The sequence below is a fragment of the Pseudoalteromonas sp. '520P1 No. 423' genome (genome assembly GCF_001269985.1).
Taxonomy (GTDB): domain Bacteria; phylum Pseudomonadota; class Gammaproteobacteria; order Enterobacterales; family Alteromonadaceae; genus Pseudoalteromonas.
Genome location: NZ_BBZB01000001.1, coordinates 3,917,926 through 3,938,295 on the forward strand (window position 1 = coordinate 3,917,926; position 20,370 = coordinate 3,938,295).

Consider the following 20,370-nt stretch of genomic DNA (forward strand, 5'->3'; position numbering starts at 1 on the left):
TTTAATTACATTTATTTTACATTTGTCCCCACTTTGATCGTTTTTCAATCAAAAGTAAATAAAAGACAACAATCCAGGGAAAATAAAAAAATGAATAATAATTTTAATAAAAAACTACTCGCTATGGCTATTCCAGCAATATTAGCGACAGCAAATGTGCATGCAACAGACTTAAATATCAATCAAACCGAGATGAAGTTAAATGGCCAAACTTTTGGTTCTACACAATTCATCATTAAATATAAAAATAATTTAGCAACAATGAGTGAACAATCAATATCAAGTGCACTAAATAATAATAAAAAAGCGCAAAATTTTGTTCAAGGTTTTAAATCCCATAAAGCAGACAAAACACAATATATACGTTCAATGGCAGTGCAAGATCATCATGTTGTTCGCGTAAACAAAAAAATGAATGCAACTGAAACACAAGCTTATATGCAAGAAATGTTAGCTTCTGGTCAGGTCGAATTTATTGAAATAGATCAAATGCTAAAACCGTTTGCAACACCTAATGATCCACAATACAGCAGCCAATGGCACTACTTTGAAAATAATGGTGGATTAAACTTACCTACAGCTTGGGATAGTGCAACTGGATCTGGTGTCACTGTAGCAGTATTAGATACAGGTTATCGTCCACATGTTGATTTAAATGCAAACCTATTACCTGGCTACGATATGATCTCGGATATATCAGTTGCAAATGATGGCGGTGGTAGAGATTCTGATGCAAGGGATACAGGTGATGCCGTAGCAAAAAATGAATGTGGTACCAATGACGCTTCTAATTCAAGTTGGCATGGAACACACGTTGCTGGAACAATAGCAGCCGTGACTAATAATGGTGAAGGTGTTGCAGGCGTTGCATACAATTCTAAAATCGTTCCTGTACGTGTATTAGGAAAATGTGGTGGTTTAACATCTGATATTGCTGACGGTATCATTTGGGCGTCAGGTGGTTCTGTTTCAGGTTTGCCAACTAATACAAATCCAGCAGATGTAATTAACATGAGCTTAGGTGGTAAAGGCGCTTGTAGCTCAACAACACAATCAGCAATTAATACTGCTCGTGCAAACGGTGCAGTAATTGTGATTGCTGCAGGTAACTCAAATGATAACTCAGCAAACTATAATCCAGGTAACTGTTCTGGCATTATAAATGTAGCTGCTACAGGCAGAAATGGTGGTCGTGCCTATTATTCAAATTATGGTAATAATATTGATGTTGCGGCACCAGGTGGCGCGCAAAGCTTTGCCAATGATTCAGAAGGTGTGTTATCGACTCATAATTCAGGTTCAAATGGTCCATCATCTGATAGTTACCATTACAGCCAAGGTACATCTATGGCTGCTCCTCATGTAGCAGGTGTAGCAGCTTTAATTAAGCAAGTAAAACCAAATGCAACACCTGATGAAATTGAAACTATTTTAAAAACAACTACACGTAGCTTCCCTGCAACTTGCTCAAGTTGTGGTACAGGTATTGTTGATGCAGCTGCAGCTGTTGCTGCTGCCGGTGGTGGCACAACGACACCTCCAACAGGTGATAATGTACTTGTCGATGGAGAAGCTAAAACAGGATTATCAGGTACTAAAAGTAGCGAGACTTTCTATACTATTGAAGTACCAAGCGGTGCAACAAATATTAGTTTTGCGATGAGTGGCGGAACTGGTGATGCCGATCTTTATGTACGTGCAGGTTCAAAACCAACATCATCAACTTATGATTGTCGCCCATATGAAGGTGGTAATGCTGAAACTTGTTCAATAGATAATCCTACAGCTGGCACTTATCACGTAATGCTTAAAGGTTATAGTGCATATTCAGGCGTTAGTCTGAAAGCAGATATTACGGGTGGGAGCACTGGAGGAGGTTCTCAAGCTGGCGGCGGTACTGTAAATGATGTTTCTGCAACGGCAGGTAACTGGGCGCATTATACTATTGATGTACCTGCAGGTATGGCTTCATTTACTGTTACTTCATCAGGTGGCTCAGGTGATGCAGATCTATTTGTAAAGTTTGGCAGCCAAGCAACAACTAGTAGTTATGATTGTCGCCCATATAAAAATGGCAATGCGGAAACTTGTACTTTCTCTAACCCTCAAGCTGGTACTTGGCATTTAAGCTTAAATGCCTACAGAACATTTAGTGGTGTTACTTTAGACGCACAATATAAGCCTTAATCAATCATTTTAAGTTTTATATTTAATCAATACGGCTGCTGTTAAAGCAGCCGTACTTTTTATAAATTGTTATAATAATTCTAAAATAGCTTCAGCTTTACTTACTTCAAATTGCTTTTCAGCTTCGATATTTAAATGCGTCACCTGACCATTATCAACTATGATAGCGTAACGCTTTGAACGGATACCACCAAAAACACCTGTTTCTTTATCAAGCCCTAAAGCTTTAGTAAAAGCCGCGTCACCGTCTGCAAGCATAGTGATATGTTCTGCATTTTGGCTATCACCCCAAGCTTTCATAACAAAAGCGTCATTTACAGATAAACAAATTATATTATCTATGCCTTTTGCAAAAAATTTATCTGCCAAAGTAACAAATCCAGGTAAATGAGAAGCCGAACAGGTAGGTGTAAAAGCCCCTGGAACTGCAAATAAAACAACCTTTTTATTTTCAAATAAATCTCTTGTGCAAGGGGTGTCCATGCCTTCATTTGTTAATAAGTTAAATGTCACTTCAGGGAGTAAATCGCCAACTTTTATCATGCTATCAATCCAATATTAATTAATAGTACTTAAACTAACATAAACCTAAGCTATTACGTACACTTTGCATTTGTTGTTGCAAACTTTCATAAACATGCCCAACTAACTTATCTGATTCTCCCACTTGTTGTTTCATTTGTGCCATCGAATGGGAGAAATTTTCAAGTAAACCATGCTGCTCTTGTGCAAATTCTCTTGCTTGCATCGCCACTTGGCTGGCATCTTGCGCGTTTTTAGCCACTTGCTCTGAATTCACTTTTAATTGTTCAGCATTATTTGTTTGCATTTGTGAGTCATCAGATAATGCGGTGATCTGAATTGAAACTTGATCGGAACTTTTAGTTAATAAATCAAGCTGTGCCTTAATATCACCTAAAGAACACTGAGTTTGTTGGGCTAATTTTCTCACTTCATCAGCCACTACCGCAAAACCTCTACCATGCGCGCCCGCTCTTGCTGACTCTATCGCAGCATTTAATGCTAATAAGTTAGTCTGTTCAGCAATAGTTTGAATCACATCGACAACTTTATAAACATCTGCAACACCTTTTAGCAATTCATTTAAACTCGTTAATCCTTGTTCTACCCTTTGTTGCGTTAAAGAGCTAGCATTTAACATAGACTGCGAATAATCCAAGCTTTTATCCATAGCTACAAAAGTGTTTTGTGCATTACCTTCAACTTGTACATTTACAGCACTGACTTGTTCACCAATTTTTTTAATATTTTTTAATAAAAATTCATTTTCATCAACACGAGTTGTTGTTTTATTTGAATGTCCTGTGATGTTTTCTAAGTTATGACTCATCTCTTGCATAAACTCATTTATTACATTGAGCATCTTAGCTTTTGCATCATCTTGTTCGCGCTGCCTTTGAATTAATAAATTAAAATAATTTGCAATTTGTCCAACTTCTGTGTGCTTAGCTGAATTATCAATTGCTTTTAAATCATTGCTTTCAATAAGATCTTTAAATGCATCCCTCAATGAGATCAGTGGATTTAATACTTGCTTTAACTGTGCCCAATAAACAATACCAGCAAGAATAAATAAACAGCCTATACTGATGCAAAATACGACCAATATATTTTTTTGAACATTTCCTTGATGTTCACTTAACTTCACTTCAGCATTAAGCACTACCGCAGTTAAATCAGAGATCTCTTTTCTGAGCTGTGCTACACCTTCTAATCTTTCCTTAGATTGACTGATAGTATTATTTAATTCTTTTGGGTAACGTTTTGGCCAACTAATTAACTCTGACTTAATTTCTTCAGCTAAATCTTCAGGCTCATCATCTGTTAATAAAAACTCATCCTCATCAACTTGTTCAAATATACCTAAGTTTGGGATTTGATTTATCTCGAGTGCAAGCTGATTTAACTGAAGTAAATACTGATTAATTTGATTTTCTTTTTCTTGAGAGTAGATGGATGATAAGGAGGAAGTTAATTGGGATAGCAGCAAAACATGATTTAAGTAGTCACTGCCTTTTACTGTATATTGTGCTGCGAGCCATTCTTGATCTTCTTTCGCTTTTTGTGCGTAATGAATAAGTGAAATTGCAGAGCCTGACATCTGACGAATAGCATTATCCAACAAAGCATTCTCATTACCTGACAACTTACCTAAAGCACGATACTTGCCATCAATACCTACTATGAGTAAATCTAACTTTATATTTAACTGTTCTTTGAGCTCAGTTGGAAGGATTTGTAATTGATTCTTTTTTAACTCTAGTATTAATTGGCTAGATTTATTTAAAGCTAAACTATCACCTGTACTGAGGTAATCTTCAACATTTGCTGAAAGTGATACTAAAATAGTATTTTTAAGCTGATTATAATCATCGTCTTGATTTTTAAGAGTGAGAAAAGCATTACTGGCCCAAAACAAAGTAATCGCCAATATTAAACTTGCACTAGACAGTAAAATAGCTAATAAACGTGTAAAAGAGGAAACTCGCATAATTCATACTCCGCGTATCATTTGCACGCAAGGGTATGACTGTAACATTACAAGATCATGTCACTTACGTGACATAAATATGACAAATAGGAAATAACAACGAAAAATTATGAGGTCATCGCAGCCAAAACATAAACATCAAATCTATTTTTTTTAGTTTCGATTTTCATTGAAGGGGTTTTATCATTTAAGAATGGAGCATAATCAGGCCTTTTTACTACCACTCTTTTAGTTGCTAATGATAAAGCATCTGGCAGTAAGTTATCTGCATCTAAATCAGCACCTACAAGAGATTGAAAAACGCGCATTTCTTTTTTTACTAACGCTGATTTTTCACGATGAGGAAACATAGGATCTAAATAAACCACATCTGGTTTTAAATCTGTTGAAGGTAAAAGATAATGACTACTACCAAATATCATCTGCATATTTTCCTGCATCCAAGAACCAATTTCAGCATCTTGATAAGATCTTTGTAAGCCATCATACAATAAAGCAGCTACAACAGGATGACGTTCAAATAAAGTTACTTTACAGCCTAAAGCAGCTAAAACAAATCCATCTCTACCAAGACCAGCCGTGCCATCTAAAACACTAGGTGTTGCTCCTTTATTTAACCCTATTGCCTTTGCAATTGCTTGCCCTTTACCGCCACCAAACTTTCGGCGGTGGGCTGCAGCACCAGTGACAAAGTCAACTCTAATGGCCCCTAACTTTTTTTCATCTGTTTTGAATAAAGATAAACCAAGTTCATCATAAACTAAAGAATAGTCACTTTTTGAATCGAACCATTCATCTAACTTAAATTGCTCTTCTAAAAAAGTGATATATTGCTGTTTTTCGGTTAAATTGCTTTGAATAATCAAGTGGAAATCCCATTACAGATGAGCCAAGAATTATACCAATTTGATTTTATTCAAACAACATCGATTTAATCGACATTAAATGAGTACTAAATTTAAAACAGTTCAATATCTGTTTGTGAGGTTACTTCATTAGTTAAACGCTCTAATAAAGAGGCTCTTTGCTCCATAATATGCGCCATATAACGTATCACATCATCAAATGCGGTTCTGAACCCTTCATTGATATCTAACTTTTACTCTAACTATTTAACAGTATGTTCAACTGAATTTAATACATATTCCTCTTGGTCAGTTTATAAGCCTAAATTAGGAATTGCATTCACAAACTGCCCATATCACCAGAGTCCGTCATCGCAATTTCAGCTGTAGTTTGCGCTTGTTCAACATCTACTTTTAACTAATCACAGTTTTTTCTGTATTTATATAAAACATCTATATGGGCTTGTAATTCTTCAACTTAAAAAGGTTTAACAATATAATCATTACCACCTGAGTTATAACCAAGCACACGCTCGGTTAAAGCGCCTTTTCCAGATAAGAACATCACTGGAATATCAGCCGTTGATGAATCTTTTTTTAATAATTCACATACTTCATAACCATTCATACCTAGCATTTCTGCATCTAACAATATAATGTCAGGGTTATTCTTTACTGCACTTCGGAGCCCTTCCTCACCATTACTTGCATGTATCACTCTACAAAAGTATTTAAGTGTTTCTTCAACTAGACGGTGAATAAATTTATCGTCATCAATTGCCAATATCATCTTTGACATACAACAATTACCCTTGTTGCAACGCATACCATTTTTAAAATAAGTATAAAAAGCATAGTTGCCTTTGATTAAATTGCTAATTAATTCAATTAAATATCATTGAATTAATTATATTTCAGGCAGAAAAAAAGCACCTTAGGTGCTTTTTATATAATGCATATATTGCTATTTACGTACGAATACCACTATGTCTTAGTAGTGCATCAACTTTAGGCTCTCGCCCTCTGAATGCTTTAAATAACTCCATAGGTTCTTTTGAACCACCCATTTCTAGGATATTTTCCATAAATGATTTACCCGTTTGCGCATTAAACACACCTTCATCTTCAAAGCGCGAAAATGCATCCGCTGATAATACTTCAGCCCATTTATAAGAATAATAACCAGCGCTATATCCACCAGCAAAAATATGACTAAAACCATGTTGGAAACGATTAAATTCTGGCGCTTTTATAACTGAGGTTTCAGTACGCACTTTATTTAATATAGTTTGGATTTGGCATTCTTTTTCAGCGTCATAATCAGCATGAATATGAAAATCAAATAAGGAAAACTCAATTTGGCGTAACATCACCATAGCTGACTGAAAGTTTTTAGCAGCTAAAAGTTTATCTAATAAGTCTTTTGGCAGTGGCGCGTTTGTTTCATAATGACCTGAAATGAAAGCTAACGCCTCTTCTTCATAACACCAGTTTTCTAAAAACTGACTTGGTAGCTCTACGGCATCCCAAGCAACACCATTTATACCTGCAACAGAGCCGGCTTCAACTTGGGTAAGCATATGATGAATACCATGACCAAACTCATGGAACAAAGTTGTTACTTCGTTATGAGTAAATAAAGCCGGTTTATCGCCCACTGGACGATTAAAGTTACATACTAAATAAGCAACCGGTAATTGAACCGAACCATCAAGCTTAGGTTTACGACCAATACAGTCGTCCATCCAAGCACCACCTCGTTTATGCTCGCGAGCATAAAGGTCTAAATAAAATGATCCGCGTTTTTTGCCTTTTACATCAAAGATTTCAAAGAAACGCACATCTTTATGCCAAGTATCTATGCCTTCTACTTCTTTAACATCAATTGAGAATAAACGTTTTACAGTTGCAAACAACCCAGATAAAACACGGTTTTCAGGGAAATATGGGCGTAAAACTTCATCTGATATAGCGTACTTCTCTTGTTTAAGCTTTTCAGCATAATAAGATAAATCCCACGCATTAAGTTTATCTATGCCATGTTTATCTTTTGCAAACGCTTCAAGCTCAGCTAATTCTTCCCGTGCTTGGCCTTTTGAGTGTTTAGCTAAATCATGTAAGAAGCTAAAAACCTGATCTGTTGATTCAGCCATTTTTGTTGCCAATGAGTGTTCAGCAAAATTATTAAAATCAAGTAACTGTGCTATTTCATGGCGTAAAGCGAGTTCTTCAGCCATCACTTCTGAATTATCAAACTTACCTTGTCCTGGACCTTGATCTGACGCTCGGGTAGCAAATGCAGTGTAAGTTTCTTTACGTAACGCTTGATCATCTGCATAAGTCATAACAGGTAAGTAAGATGGGAAGTCTAAAGTAAATAACCAGCCCTCTAACTCTTTACTTTGTGCTGTTTGCTCTGCAAGTGCGATAGCTGACTCTGGTAAACCGGCTAATAATGCTTTATCAGTAATATGTTTTTGCCAAGCACGAGTGGCATCCATTACATTATTACCAAATTTTGCAGCTAGCTCAGATAGTTTTGTGCTTATTTCAGCATAGCGAACTTGTTTATCTTCACTCAGAGAAATACCCGATAATTTAAAATCACGCAAGGTATTTGTGATTACTTTTTGTTGCGCTATCGATAACGAATTAAAGTCTTCTGAATCTTTAATGGCCTGATACGCTTTATATAAACCTTGATGCTGACCAACATAAGTAGAGTATTCCGAAATAAGCGGTAAACACTCATCATATGCAGCTCTAAGCTCTTCTGAGTTAACAACAGAGTGCATATGAGATACAGGCGACCATAAACGAGATAACTGATCATCAACCGCTTCAAGTGGTGCTATAAAGTTGTTCCAGGTATAAGTGCTATTTTCTAATACTTCATCAATTTTTTTTCTGCAAGCTTCAATGCCTTGCTTTAATGCAGGCACGATATGTTCAGGTTTAATTTCTGAAAACGGTGGAAGTCCTTCAAGACCGATTAGCGGATTATTTGTCATATTATTTCTTTCAATTCACTGTGATTATAAAAATAGATTGGGGCAATCGAAATAAATTACAAGCTATTAGGTTGAAAGATAATCCATAATAACCATATCTTATATATTGAAACTGCGTAATTTACACTGAGCGCTTAAAAAATATTACTTTCGATTAAGGAATTAACATGGCACAACATTTTGACTATATCGCAATTGGCGGTGGTAGCGGCGGTATCGCATCAGCAAATCGTGCTGCAATGCGAGGTGCTAAAGTTGCACTTATTGAAGCTGAACATATGGGTGGAACCTGTGTAAATGTTGGTTGTGTGCCTAAAAAAGTAATGTGGCATGGCTCTCAAGTAAGAGATGCGATTGAGCTCTATGCACCTGATTATGGCTTTGATGTCGAAATAAAAGATTTTAACTGGTCTAAATTAGTTGAAAGTAGGGAAGCTTACATAGGTCGTATTCATAAAGGTTATGATAAATATCTAGCGAGTAATGGCGTAACTGTGATCAAAGGTTTTGCTAAATTTGTTGATAACAAAACAGTAGAAGTAAATGGTGAACTCTACACTGCAGATCACATTTTAATTGCTGTTGGCGGTCGCCCTAGCATTCCAAATATTCCAGGTGCTGAGTTAGGCATAGATTCAAATGGCTTTTTTGAATTAAACGAGCAACCAAAACGCGTAGCCGTAATTGGTGCTGGTTACATTGCCGTAGAACTTGCTGGTGTATTACATGGTTTAGGCAGTGAGACACATTTATTTGTACGTAAACACTCGCCATTACGTACCTTTGAGCCATTAATTGTAGATACTTTAACAGATATTATGGCTAAAGAAGGGCCAACACTACATACAAATGCAACGCCTTCTAAAGTAACAAAAGAAGAAGATGGCAGTATTACACTTCACCTTGAAAACGGTGAGACACACAATGTTGATACATTAATTTGGGCGATTGGTCGTGAGCCAAGCACAGATAAAATCAATATCGAAGCTACTGATGTGACATTAAATGAACGCGGTTTTGTAAAAGTAGACGAGTATCAAAATACGACAGCTAAAAATATTTATGCTGTGGGTGATATTATGGAAGGCGGTGTTGAACTTACTCCTGTTGCAGTTAAAGCTGGTCGTTTATTATCGGAGCGTTTATTTAACCCTGAACTACCTAATGCAAAAATGGATTATGACTTAATCCCTACAGTTGTATTCAGTCACCCACCAATTGGCACAATAGGCTTAACAGAATCACAAGCCATTGAACAATACGGTTCTGATAACGTAAAAGTTTACACTTCAGGTTTTGCAGCTATGTACACAGCTGTCACGAGGCACCGTCAAGAATGTAAAATGAAATTAGTTTGTGTGGGCGATGATGAAAAAGTAATGGGCTTACACGGTATTGGTTTCTCGGTAGATGAAATGATCCAAGGTTTTGCAGTAGCCATGAAAATGGGCGCAACCAAAGCTGACTTTGATTCTGTTGTAGCTATTCACCCAACAGGCTCTGAAGAATTTGTTACCATGAGATAACATCTAAAATAATAAAAAGGGGTCGGAGTCAATTAGCTCATTTAAAGTTAATTGACTCCGACCCCTTTTTATTTATTGATGCTTAATGTTCATGTTCTTCTTCAGATGCAACACCTAACCAAGCTGCTTTAGCTGGTGTAAAATCTAAATCAAAATGACCTAATACTTCTCCTTGATGTAAATCAACAGTCACAACTTCTTGACCATGAATAATGTAAATTAACTCATGTGCTTTTGAAGCAACAATTGATGGTTTAGCATCTTCGGCTAAATCAGTAAATAAAGAGATGCGTTTATCTAATTCCCAGTTATTTTCAGCTGAAAATACATTTAAGTGCCCTGTACTATCAATAATTAAACTATGTTCGTTATGTCCATCAAATCCATATGATACTAAAGATACATCTTCACTAGGTTCCCAGTTAAATGCAGTAATTGACTCTTGTGCTAAATCAACTAAAAATAAACCAGCACGAGAGCCCCCTATCATCACATCATTTTCAGCACTACCTTTTAATGAACCTATACGCACGCCTTCAGGCATACCTGCCGGATTCGCGATTTTATGTGCAGTAAACACATTACCTTCTTGTTCAATCGCTAATACACCATCGCCACAGGCAAACGCGATATGATTTTCGGTCTGAAAACTGCCATGTAGCGCTGGACATGTTTCTTCAAATACTTGCTCTTGATGAAAGTGATCACCATGTATTTCTAATAAGGCAACTTGCTCAGGTAAACTACTTTCAGAACTAGCATCACGTAAAGTCGTTAAAACAAAATCACCTCTAATTTCGGCTGTACCATGCATATAAGTATCAAAGTGATGTTCTGCGATAACACTTTCTTGCTCAATGCTTTCATCACTTAATAAGCTTAAACCCGCATTTGCACCTGTCTCTTTATCACCATCAAAAAATACAGCGGCTTTATCACCTCGTGGTACATAATGTGTTGGTTTTACATCATTTAATGTAAAACTAGTTAAAGTAGGAGTATCAAGGTGTTGATCATAGTGATCACCGTGTAATTCTTGCCATACACCACCATCAACAAATTCAACATGATCTACTGAACGTTGAACGGCTACTGCGTATCTGTTTTCTGGGCTTGCATATAAATATTCAGCTGGATGTGTAATATTTACAGACTCTACAAGTGTATTTTCTTCTAAATCAAAAAAGTGAATAACGGCCTGTTCTGCATCAGCTATCGCTAAACGTCCTTTACCTAGCTCTGCATCATGATCATGACCATCGTCTTTGGCGACTGGCGTAGGTTCAATTTCAGTAATTTTAGTATCACTATCGCCACAACCAATTATTGCCGCTGTAGCACATGTAAGTAATAAGCTTTTTAATGAAATGGTTTTCATGATTTTCCTTAAAGTTAATGTGTGAGCCCACAATATTGTGGGCGTTAAATAAGAGTGAAACTAAAATGTGCCACGTAAGCCAAGCACAATTGCACGCCCAGCTAATGGCGTAAGGTCTTTTAAGAAAGAAGTATGCACTTGCGCATATTCATCAGTTAAATTATTAAGCTTGATGTAAGCTGAAAGATCATAATCAGCTACGTTAAAATGATAATTAGCGTTAGCATCAACCATGACATAGCTATCGGTTGTACTTTCAAGTGCTGCTATATGTGTTTGTTCAAAGTAATGGCTCACAAATAGATCCGCAGAAATAACCTCACCTTGATAACTCAGTTCTGTTGCAATACGTGCAGGTGGTGTACGTGGTAATTCTGACCCTGAATTTAAACGAGCACGAATAATATCTCCTTGAACTTTCCAAGAAAATGCATCTGTAACCTGCCAAATAGCTTGTGCTTCAAAGCCATGCAAAGTGACATCTTTAGCTGAAAATGCATATAAAGGTAAAGTATGTTCTTCCTCACCTTCATGATCACCATGATCGTGCCCACTATGATCATGACCATCACTTGCAGAAAAACCAGTTGCTTGTTCGTAATAGTAATCGTCTATTTGGTTATAGAATGCATTTAAGATAAAACCAAAATCACCTTTAAATTTACGAAGGCTTAAATCAATATTACTGGCCGTTTCCATCACAATATCTTGTTCAGTTAAACCAAAATGTGCTTCTTCATCATTATGTAACTCAAACAAAGCTCCTACTTCATATGAGCGAGTGCCAATATGAGGGCCAAACGATAATAACTCTGCTGCAGAGGGTGCACGCTCTGAATGAGATAAAGATAAGCCTATGTTATAACCATCAGTAAAGTCCCACACTAATCCTGCAGATAAACTCACTGGCGTAAACGTATGCTTTACATCAAAGTTGCGGGTATCACCTGATGTTTCATGCTCATGCTCATGCTCATGCTCATGCTCATGCTCATGCTCATGCTCATGCTCATGCTCATCAGTATGTTCAGAGAATAGCTCAACACTTGGCAAGCGCACTTTGTTTGCTATGATTTCAGTGCGTTCAACACGTGCACCTAACTGCAATAAAACATCGCCAAAATGACGCTCTTCTATCCAAGCTAGCGCCATTGTTTCTGACTCTGATGGCGGAGTGAATGCTTCAGCACCCACAGCTTCAAAATCACTTTTCTTATAATGAAAACTAAAGCCACCACGCCAATCAAACATATCTTGGTGCAATAACTCAAAACGCATTTCTAAAGATTCATTATCGAAAGTAGTACCAACGACACCTAACTCAACTTCACTATGTCGATAATCTGTATAGGCTAATTTAGTATTAAGTGACTTTATCACTGTGTTATCAAAATTAAGTTCACTTAACATTTGCCAACGGTTTTGCTCTAAATCAGCAAATACCGCGATATCTTCATCGCCATGACTATGGCCAGGGATACCATATTCTTGCTCTAAGTTCTGATAGGAAAAACCAACGTATCCATTATCAAGTAAATAACTTGACCCTAAAGTAAAACCGCTTGATTGAGCCGCTGAGTTTTCTACTTCATCAACACCATTTTTTTCTGGTGTTTGGTAGTTTTCACTCTCACGATAAAAACCATCCACATGAACAGCAACATTACCAGCGCCGCTAGTAAATGAACCCGATACTAACTCTTGATCGTTATTACTATTATATTCTGCTAACCATTCGCCTTTGGTGTCTGTACTTGTTGGAATGCGATCATCAACAATATTTACAACACCACCAATTGCACCGCTGCCATAAAAAAGCGTTGCTGGTCCACGAAGTACTTCAATGCGTTCACTTGATGACGTTTCTGTAGACACTGCATGATCTGGGCCTACACGAGAAGCATCTCCAGCATCTAAACCATTTTGAGTGATTAATACTCTAGGTCCATCTAAACCACGAATAATTGGCGTACCAGCTACCCCACCATGAAAATTACTATGGACACCGACTTCTTTACTTAAAGTATCACCCAAAGTATTAGCTTGGCGCATACGTAAAGTTTCGCCATGTAAAACCGTAATGGGTAAGGCTGATTCTATATTTGAGCTATGAAAAGGCGTGGCACTGACATCAATGATTTCAATGGCAGATTTATCAAGCTGTATATTCGCTTGTGTGTTTTTATTATCACTAACTTCTAAAGCTATATTTTCATGGGCAAAGTTATTTGCAACGATATGCAACTCATAACGACCGGGTTTTACTTCTAAACTGAATACACCTTGCTCATTTGTGCGGGTAAAAGTATTAGTACCAACTACTTTTACAATTGCACCAGCAATTACTTCTCCACTATTTACAGTAACCTTTCCTTGTACTTGCTCTGCATAAACCTGGCTGCTTGCACTAATAGCAAGTAATGAACTCATAATTCGTGATAACTTTTTCATGATGCCTCTTATAAATAGACTTTACAAAGTGTGATAACATAATAATTTTCGCAAGATGTTATGTTATAACATTTTAAACATCAACAGATATCGTATATTTTTATGAAAAAATTACCAAAAACAAAAAAGGGGTCGGAGTTAATTAAAATTAATTAACTCCGACCCCTTTTTACGACCCCTTTTTAAGACCTTACTTATTACAAATAGTTGTTAAAGTTAGTTTTTACAAATTCTATAAACCTCTTAAGCTTATTTGGCATAAACTTATTTTGCACATAAACCATATACAAAGGTGTATCGGGGATTTCCCATTCATCAAATACAGAGACTAGTTCCCCACTTTCGAGTTCCTGCTTACAATAAAGCGCAGGCAACCTAGCAATACCATTATCAGCCAAAGCATTTATCAACATAGCTCTACCATTTTTACATTGAAACTGCCCTTCTATTGCAATATCGACTTTAATTGAAGTATCTAATGTATTTGAAAAGCTCCAATGTTTAACTGAGCCTGTAATACATTGGTGATTTTTCAAATCTTTTGGATGAATTAATTTTTCATTATTTGCTATATACTTAGGAGTCGCCAAAGTCTTTATTGGAAGATCTGTGAGCTTACGGCATATCAAACTAGAATCTTGTAATTGACCCATTCTAAAAACTAAATCAAACTCACCAGATATTAAATCAACTCTTCGACTACTAAAATCTAAATTAATATTTACCTGTGGATGCAACTGAGTAAAATCACTTATTAATTTAGTGATCAACTCCTCGCCAATCACCCCACCTATACAGTTAATATTTAACGTACCCGTTATAACACCAGAACTTTCAACTACCTGCTCAATGGCATTATCTATGGCTAATAGCCCTTGGCTTATTTGCTCATAAAATAACTTGCCTTGCTCAGTTAACTTTTGAGAACGTGTTGTTCGAGTGATCAACTTCACACCTAAACTAGCCTCTAATTTGTTAAGTTGTTTTGATAAGTGAGAACGCGAACATAAGAGTAATTCACTTACGGCAGTAAAACTACCATGTTGTGCAATCAAAGCAAAAGCTCTTATATCTTCTAAATTAATATTTTTTTTTATTGCCATTTAAGAACAAAACCAATTAGAACTCATATGTAAACAATGATATTACTTTAACGCCATATATCAACAATAAACATATCCATATAATACTCCCATCAAAACGAAATTCATCAATTTAAAAGAGAATTCATATGAAAAAATTAATCGTAATTACAGGCGCAAGTTCAGGTATCGGCGAAGCAATAGCAAAACACTTTAGTGACTTAGGCCACCCTCTTTTACTTATTGCTCGCAGATTAGAAAATCTAATAGCTCTTAATCTACCAAACACTTTATGTGAACAGGTTGATATTACTAACAAGGCAACATTTGAAACAGCAATAGAAAAAGCACAAGCATTATATGGCCCTGTTGATTGTTTAGTTAATAACGCTGGCGTAATGTTATTAGGCCAAGTAAGTGACCAAGCAGCATCGGAGTGGCAAACTATGTTTGATGTGAACGTAATGGGTTTATTAAATGGCATGCAAACTGTTTTAGCGCCTATGATCAAAGCTAATACAGGTACTATTATCAATATCAGTTCAATTGCTGGACGAAAAACATTTGGTAATCATGCAGCATATTGCGGAACTAAATTTGCAGTACATGCTATTTCAGAAAATATTAGAGAAGAAGTTGCAGACTCAAATGTACGTATAATAACAATTGCTCCTGGTGCAGTTGAAACTGAGCTTTTATCACACACTACATCTGATGAAATTAAGGATGGTTATGAATCTTGGAAAGAAAGCATGGGTGGTGTAATTTCGCCAGATGATATCGCAAATACAGTGACTTTTGCTTATAACCAACCGCAAAATATTTGTATTAGAGAGATAGTGGTTGCTGCAACAAAACAACAACCTTAATATTTAAGACATAATTAATATTATCTCCTCGGCTAAAATAAAAGCTCTGATTTATCAGAGCTTTTTTATGGCTACTATTTAATTTCATCCAAAATATCATCAGCGTAAAATAATGCTTTGGTATAACTCACAGCTAGTTGATTGGCATTTATACCTTCTTTTTGTAATTGCGTCTCGATCAGTTCCCAATCATCTACCTCAATGGCTTTACATAAATTAAGTGCATTGCCAATTAAGCTTTTACTGCCAAGCAAGCCTTGCTTACAAACATCACTGAGTTTAAAGTCTTTAACAATATTATCCATTTGTGTATCTAACACAGCGTCAAGCACTGATACTAAACCCACCAAATAACCCGCATTTAGTAACTGGTGGTCTTGCCCTTCTAGCCTTAAGTTAATAAATTTAGCTCTCACTAAACCTAACTTTGTTAGCTCAGAAGGTTTATCCTGACCTAATTCACTTAATGCCAATACTGTAATAAATTGGCGAATTAAATCTTCACCTAAATAAATAATTGCTTGCGATAATGAACTTATTTGCGTATCGCCGCATACACCATTTGCCAACTTTAATACTCTCGCCGTTAAACTCAGATCTTTAGCAACCTTCTGTTGTACTAAAGTGAAGTCCAAGTCGGATTGTGATGATAACTTTAATAGCTCCAGTACAACCATTTTAGTTGGACTAATATTTTGCAAACTCATCATTTCTGGTTTAGAAAAAAAGTATCCTTGAAAATAATCAACTCCTGCATCAGCAAGCTGCTTAAAAGTATCATTATCTTCAATTCTTTCTACCACTATTTTAGTTTTTGGATATTTTCTTTTTAGTTTTTTAGCTTGTAAAATAGTACGCATTAAAGGTTCTTCAACCTCTAATTTAATAAAATTTACTTGTTCTAAAACTACTTGCCACTTTTCGTCGCCATCATAATCATCCAATGCAAAGGTATATCCTTGCTTTTTCATATCCGATACAAAATGAGTCACATCTTCAAGCTCTTCTGTGCGCTCAACTATTTCAATAACAGCTTGATTTGGTGATATTAAATTTGGCAATTCTAAAATTAATGCTGAAGTAGATAAATTAATGAAGGCAGTATGATTATTTGTAAGTTTATCTAATCCATGTAATAAAATAGCATCAAAAAACATACGGCCTGTTGCTTGGCAATCAGTTAAATGTTGTGGAAAGTAATTTGCTTCTGAATCACGATATAAAAGCTCATACGCAAATAATTTTTTTTGATTATCGAAAATAGGCTGGCGAGCAATAAATTGCGCACTGTCTTTTGTAAGTTCTGTTTTTGTTTTACCCATTAAATAGCCTGCTACTTATTTATAAGACTAAAGATAAAACTAACATGATATATTAACTTTAGTCTAATTTAACTAAACAGGTTTAGCCAATTGCACCATCTACCCTCGCTTTTAATAAAATAGGTGCATATTTAAATACAAAAATACCAAAGCCAATAGACCATAATATAACGCTTACTAGGCAAGCAATCACTCTCACACAATGAAATACAGCACATAAAACAAATAGCCAAGTAATAACAAAACCTAAATCAACAAAGTAGCTACTAAAATAACTGATCACCGTAATGAAAGTTAAAACTGGCGTGATTATTTCGATCCAAGTTGCTGCATTATTATTTGATATTTCTAAGCCAATATTTTTTATATTGGTTTCGTGTAAAAAATGGAATTACACGACCTCCGAGTAAAGTTATTAACATCGTAAAAACCAGCACAGCAGTATTCATTAAATGCTTAGCAAGCATAATTTCACCACTTTTAGCGCTTATTAAAATACTCAAATCAAGTAGCATCATAATGCTAAGCATAGGAATAAATAATAAGTTTCTTTGATTGCCACTTTTAACCAGTAAATAAGCTAAAACCCAATTGAATAAGTAAAATAAGCCGCTAACTCGCATTTTAAAGATGCAGAGGTATAATGGCGCCATTAAAATCAGGAGCGCACGCAATGAGCATAGAGCAAACTTTATTAGAACGTAATGACAACAAATGTGAGCTATGTAGCTCAACAGACAACTTAAGTGTTTATGAAGTACCACCAGGTGCTGAAGCACACTCAGATAAGTGCGTTTTATTATGTGATACCTGTAAAGGTCAAATCGAAAATACCATAGATTTAGACGTAAACCATTGGCACTGTTTAAACGACAGTATGTGGAGTCAAACACCTGCAGTGCAAGTGATGGCTTATCGCATGTTATCTCGCTTAAGTTCTGAAGGTTGGGCTAAAGATTTATTAGATATGATTTATCTTGAAGAAGAAACAAAAGTTTGGGCTGAAAAAACACTTGCTGAAGATGATGATGTGCAGCATATTGACAGCAATGGCGTACGTTTAAATGCGGGCGATACCGTTGTATTAATTAAAGATTTAGATGTGAAAGGCAGCAGCATAACAGCTAAGCGCGGTACAGCAGTTCGCAATATAGGTTTAACAAGCAATCCTGAACATATTGAAGGCCGTGTTGATGGCCAACGTATTGTTATATTAACTAAGTTTGTTAAAAAATAAGCCTATAATTCAGATTTATTAAAATAAAAAGGAGTGCAATAGCACTCCTTTTTTAATATCTAATTCATAGATTATAAGCGGTAATCAATACCCACAAAGAAATGACGCTCAGCAGTATTATAATAAGAAATTTCAGAAGTACCCCAGTCTTGAGAAGACTCAGCAGCCTGATATTCCTTATCAAATAAGTTTTCTACTCTTACTTTAGCTGATAAATCATCGTTGATTTGATAAGTTGCCGCTAGATTCCATAAAGTATATGAACTTAATTCATTTAAGCTAAAATCAGCATTGTAATATTTACCGGGGCGACTTGAGCGATATTGAAAATCAAGTGCAACATTCACTTGCTGCCAGCCTTTAGAAACAGCCCAATTAAATACCTTATCTGATTGATTAGCCAAGTCAGCACCAGTTACATCATTAACTGCATCTGTGTAAGTTAAGTTGATATCATTGTTAAAACCGAAAACTTGGTAGCTTGCTGTTATTTCAAAGCCTTGCATCGTTGCTGAACCAATATTTGAAGGTTTCCAAACATTAGGGTCTTCAACTGTTGGTGCCCAGTCAATTAAGTTTGTTACTTCATTATTATATATAGCCACATCATAACTTGCATTGTCTAAATCTAAACGAAAGCCAAATTCAAGATTAACTGACTCTTCAGGCTCTAAGGCATCATTACCTAAACCTGGGTAATATAAATCATTAAAGCTAGGCGCTTTAAAACCCATATTACGGCTTAAACGGAATGTCGCTTTTTCCGTCACTTTCATACCTAGTGCAGCGTTATAGGTAAATGCACTACCATATTGGTCATCTTTATCATTTCTAAGTGATAAGTTTGCTAAATAATCTTCATAATTAAAATAAGCACCAGCAAAAATAGCTAATACATCACGTGATTGTTTATCATATGCTTGGGTTGTTTCACTTACATCTTCTTCATACCAATTAAAACCACCATTTACCGTCAAAGCTTCAGAATATTCATGATTTGCGAGGTAATCAACTTGTACACGATCCGTTTCATATTGACTATCAGGTGTCGCAGCACCATCCCACTCAATACCACCTTGGTTTAAATCACTGTCTTGTGATACTGATAGGTCTATATTATGAGTTACATCTTTATGAATTTTATTAAAACCTAGTTTCAAAAAGTAGTTTTCAAACTCTACGAAATCATTTCCACCAAAAGCTGTATCGTATTTCGTTTCACCTTCACTGTATTGAGCAACTAAAGATAGAGCACTATCATCACTTAATGTATAATCTAAGTTCAAACCTAAGTTAAGATTTTCATAACCATCATCATCTTTATCTGAGCCTTCAGCAGCATCAAAACCATCAGTTTTTTCAAAACCGGCATTTAACGATAGCTTATAAGTTTTAGTGTTAATGTTACTCGTAGCTTGTATATTTTGATAATTATTATTACCTGCAGTTGCGCTAAGCTGAGTACCTTCGCCTTTACGTGTAATAATATTAATAACACCGGCAATGGCATCAGAACCATATTGTGCAGCTCGAGAGCCTTTTACAATTTCAATACGCTCAACTGTATTTAAAGGTAAATTAGCGATATTTTTATAACCTAAAGTTGCAGACCCAATACGAATACCATCAACTAAAATTAAGCTATGCTTAGTTTGCGCACCGCGCAGTAATATTGAACTTGTTTGTCCGAAGCCACCTTTACGATCAATTTGAATGCCCGCTTGGCTATTTAATAAAGTGACCAAGTCTCTCGCGTTGCTTGCATCAATATCAGTACGATTAATGACTGATACACTTGCTAAAGTATCTGCAATTGATTGAGATGTGCGGTTTGCAGTAACAGTAATATGCTCAAGGTTGTCACCCGCTTGAGCCACTACCATTGAAGAAGAAAATATAGAGATCGCAGATACAACAGCTAAGGCTGCTTTAGATTTATTGAACATGTTT

At 36.0% G+C, this 20,370-nt stretch carries 16 protein-coding genes; 4 read left to right on the plus strand and 12 right to left on the minus strand.

Going from position 1 to position 20,370, the window contains the following annotated elements:
- Positions 1-90: 90 nt before the first annotated feature.
- Complete coding sequence (locus PSA_RS17855) at positions 91-2,187, plus strand: S8 family serine peptidase (RefSeq protein WP_042147154.1); 2,097 nt, start codon at positions 91-93, stop codon at positions 2,185-2,187.
- Between the two features lie 69 nt (positions 2,188-2,256).
- On the opposite strand, the gene PSA_RS17860 is transcribed toward PSA_RS17855, so the two are convergent.
- From PSA_RS17860 to prlC, 5 genes are all read right to left on the minus strand, one after another.
- Positions 2,257-2,730: a peroxiredoxin gene (locus PSA_RS17860; RefSeq protein WP_042147153.1), complete on the minus strand. Its 474-nt coding sequence runs from the start codon at positions 2,728-2,730 to the stop codon at positions 2,257-2,259.
- Between the two features lie 34 nt (positions 2,731-2,764).
- On the minus strand, positions 2,765-4,699 hold the full coding sequence (locus PSA_RS17865) for a methyl-accepting chemotaxis protein (protein ID WP_042147151.1): 1,935 nt from the start codon (positions 4,697-4,699) through the stop codon (positions 2,765-2,767).
- Positions 4,700-4,806: 107 nt separating this feature from the next.
- The gene (locus tag PSA_RS17870) at positions 4,807-5,565 is read right to left on the minus strand and encodes a class I SAM-dependent methyltransferase (RefSeq protein WP_042147149.1); all 759 of its coding nucleotides are present in this window, start codon (positions 5,563-5,565) and stop codon (positions 4,807-4,809) included.
- Between the two features lie 457 nt (positions 5,566-6,022).
- A complete protein-coding gene (locus PSA_RS17875; protein ID WP_052380058.1) occupies positions 6,023-6,343 on the minus strand; it encodes a response regulator in 321 nt (106 codons plus the stop codon).
- A 169-nt stretch (positions 6,344-6,512) separates the two neighbouring features.
- The gene (gene prlC / locus PSA_RS17880) at positions 6,513-8,555 is read right to left on the minus strand and encodes an oligopeptidase A (protein ID WP_042147146.1); all 2,043 of its coding nucleotides are present in this window, start codon (positions 8,553-8,555) and stop codon (positions 6,513-6,515) included.
- 167 nt (positions 8,556-8,722) lie between these two features.
- Here prlC and gorA point away from each other — a divergent pair, with 167 nt between their 5' ends.
- Positions 8,723-10,081: a glutathione-disulfide reductase gene (gene gorA, locus PSA_RS17885; RefSeq protein ID WP_042147143.1), complete on the plus strand. Its 1,359-nt coding sequence runs from the start codon at positions 8,723-8,725 to the stop codon at positions 10,079-10,081.
- An 82-nt stretch (positions 10,082-10,163) separates the two neighbouring features.
- Here the strand turns inward: gorA and PSA_RS17890 are convergent, their stop codons facing one another.
- The 3 genes from PSA_RS17890 to PSA_RS17900 form a co-directional block, all read right to left on the minus strand.
- Entirely contained in the window at positions 10,164-11,459 is a 1,296-nt protein-coding gene (locus PSA_RS17890; protein WP_052380057.1) for a hypothetical protein, read from the minus strand.
- A 60-nt stretch (positions 11,460-11,519) separates the two neighbouring features.
- Positions 11,520-13,910, minus strand: coding sequence for a TonB-dependent receptor (locus PSA_RS17895; RefSeq protein ID WP_042147137.1), 2,391 nt, complete (start codon positions 13,908-13,910; stop codon positions 11,520-11,522).
- Positions 13,911-14,107: 197 nt separating this feature from the next.
- Positions 14,108-15,013: a LysR family transcriptional regulator gene (locus tag PSA_RS17900; protein WP_337589997.1), complete on the minus strand. Its 906-nt coding sequence runs from the start codon at positions 15,011-15,013 to the stop codon at positions 14,108-14,110.
- Positions 15,014-15,141: 128 nt separating this feature from the next.
- Between PSA_RS17900 and PSA_RS17905 the strand changes: the two genes are divergently transcribed.
- Positions 15,142-15,861 carry an SDR family oxidoreductase gene (locus PSA_RS17905; protein ID WP_042147134.1) on the plus strand — a complete coding sequence of 240 codons (720 nt, stop codon included), beginning with the start codon at positions 15,142-15,144 and terminating at the stop codon, positions 15,859-15,861.
- Positions 15,862-15,935: 74 nt separating this feature from the next.
- Here PSA_RS17905 and PSA_RS17910 read toward each other — a convergent pair whose 3' ends face one another.
- The 3 genes from PSA_RS17910 to PSA_RS17920 all read right to left on the minus strand — a co-directional run bounded on the left by PSA_RS17910 (position 15,936) and on the right by PSA_RS17920 (position 17,836).
- Entirely contained in the window at positions 15,936-17,183 is a 1,248-nt protein-coding gene (locus PSA_RS17910; RefSeq protein ID WP_042147130.1) for an EAL and HDOD domain-containing protein, read from the minus strand.
- An 82-nt stretch (positions 17,184-17,265) separates the two neighbouring features.
- Positions 17,266-17,466 carry a hypothetical protein gene (locus tag PSA_RS17915; protein ID WP_042147128.1) on the minus strand — a complete coding sequence of 67 codons (201 nt, stop codon included), beginning with the start codon at positions 17,464-17,466 and terminating at the stop codon, positions 17,266-17,268.
- Positions 17,467-17,518: 52 nt separating this feature from the next.
- Positions 17,519-17,836 (minus strand): NnrS family protein, encoded by a 318-nt coding sequence (locus PSA_RS17920; protein WP_082305771.1) that lies wholly within the window; start codon positions 17,834-17,836, stop codon positions 17,519-17,521.
- A gap of 20 nt (positions 17,837-17,856) precedes the next feature.
- Between PSA_RS17920 and PSA_RS17925 the strand changes: the two genes are divergently transcribed.
- Positions 17,857-18,420 carry an alkylphosphonate utilization protein gene (locus PSA_RS17925; protein WP_042147209.1) on the plus strand — a complete coding sequence of 188 codons (564 nt, stop codon included), beginning with the start codon at positions 17,857-17,859 and terminating at the stop codon, positions 18,418-18,420.
- Between the two features lie 71 nt (positions 18,421-18,491).
- On the opposite strand, the gene PSA_RS17930 is transcribed toward PSA_RS17925, so the two are convergent.
- Positions 18,492-20,366 carry a TonB-dependent receptor domain-containing protein gene (locus tag PSA_RS17930; protein WP_042147122.1) on the minus strand — a complete coding sequence of 625 codons (1,875 nt, stop codon included), beginning with the start codon at positions 20,364-20,366 and terminating at the stop codon, positions 18,492-18,494.
- Between the last annotated feature and the right edge of the window lie 4 nt (positions 20,367-20,370).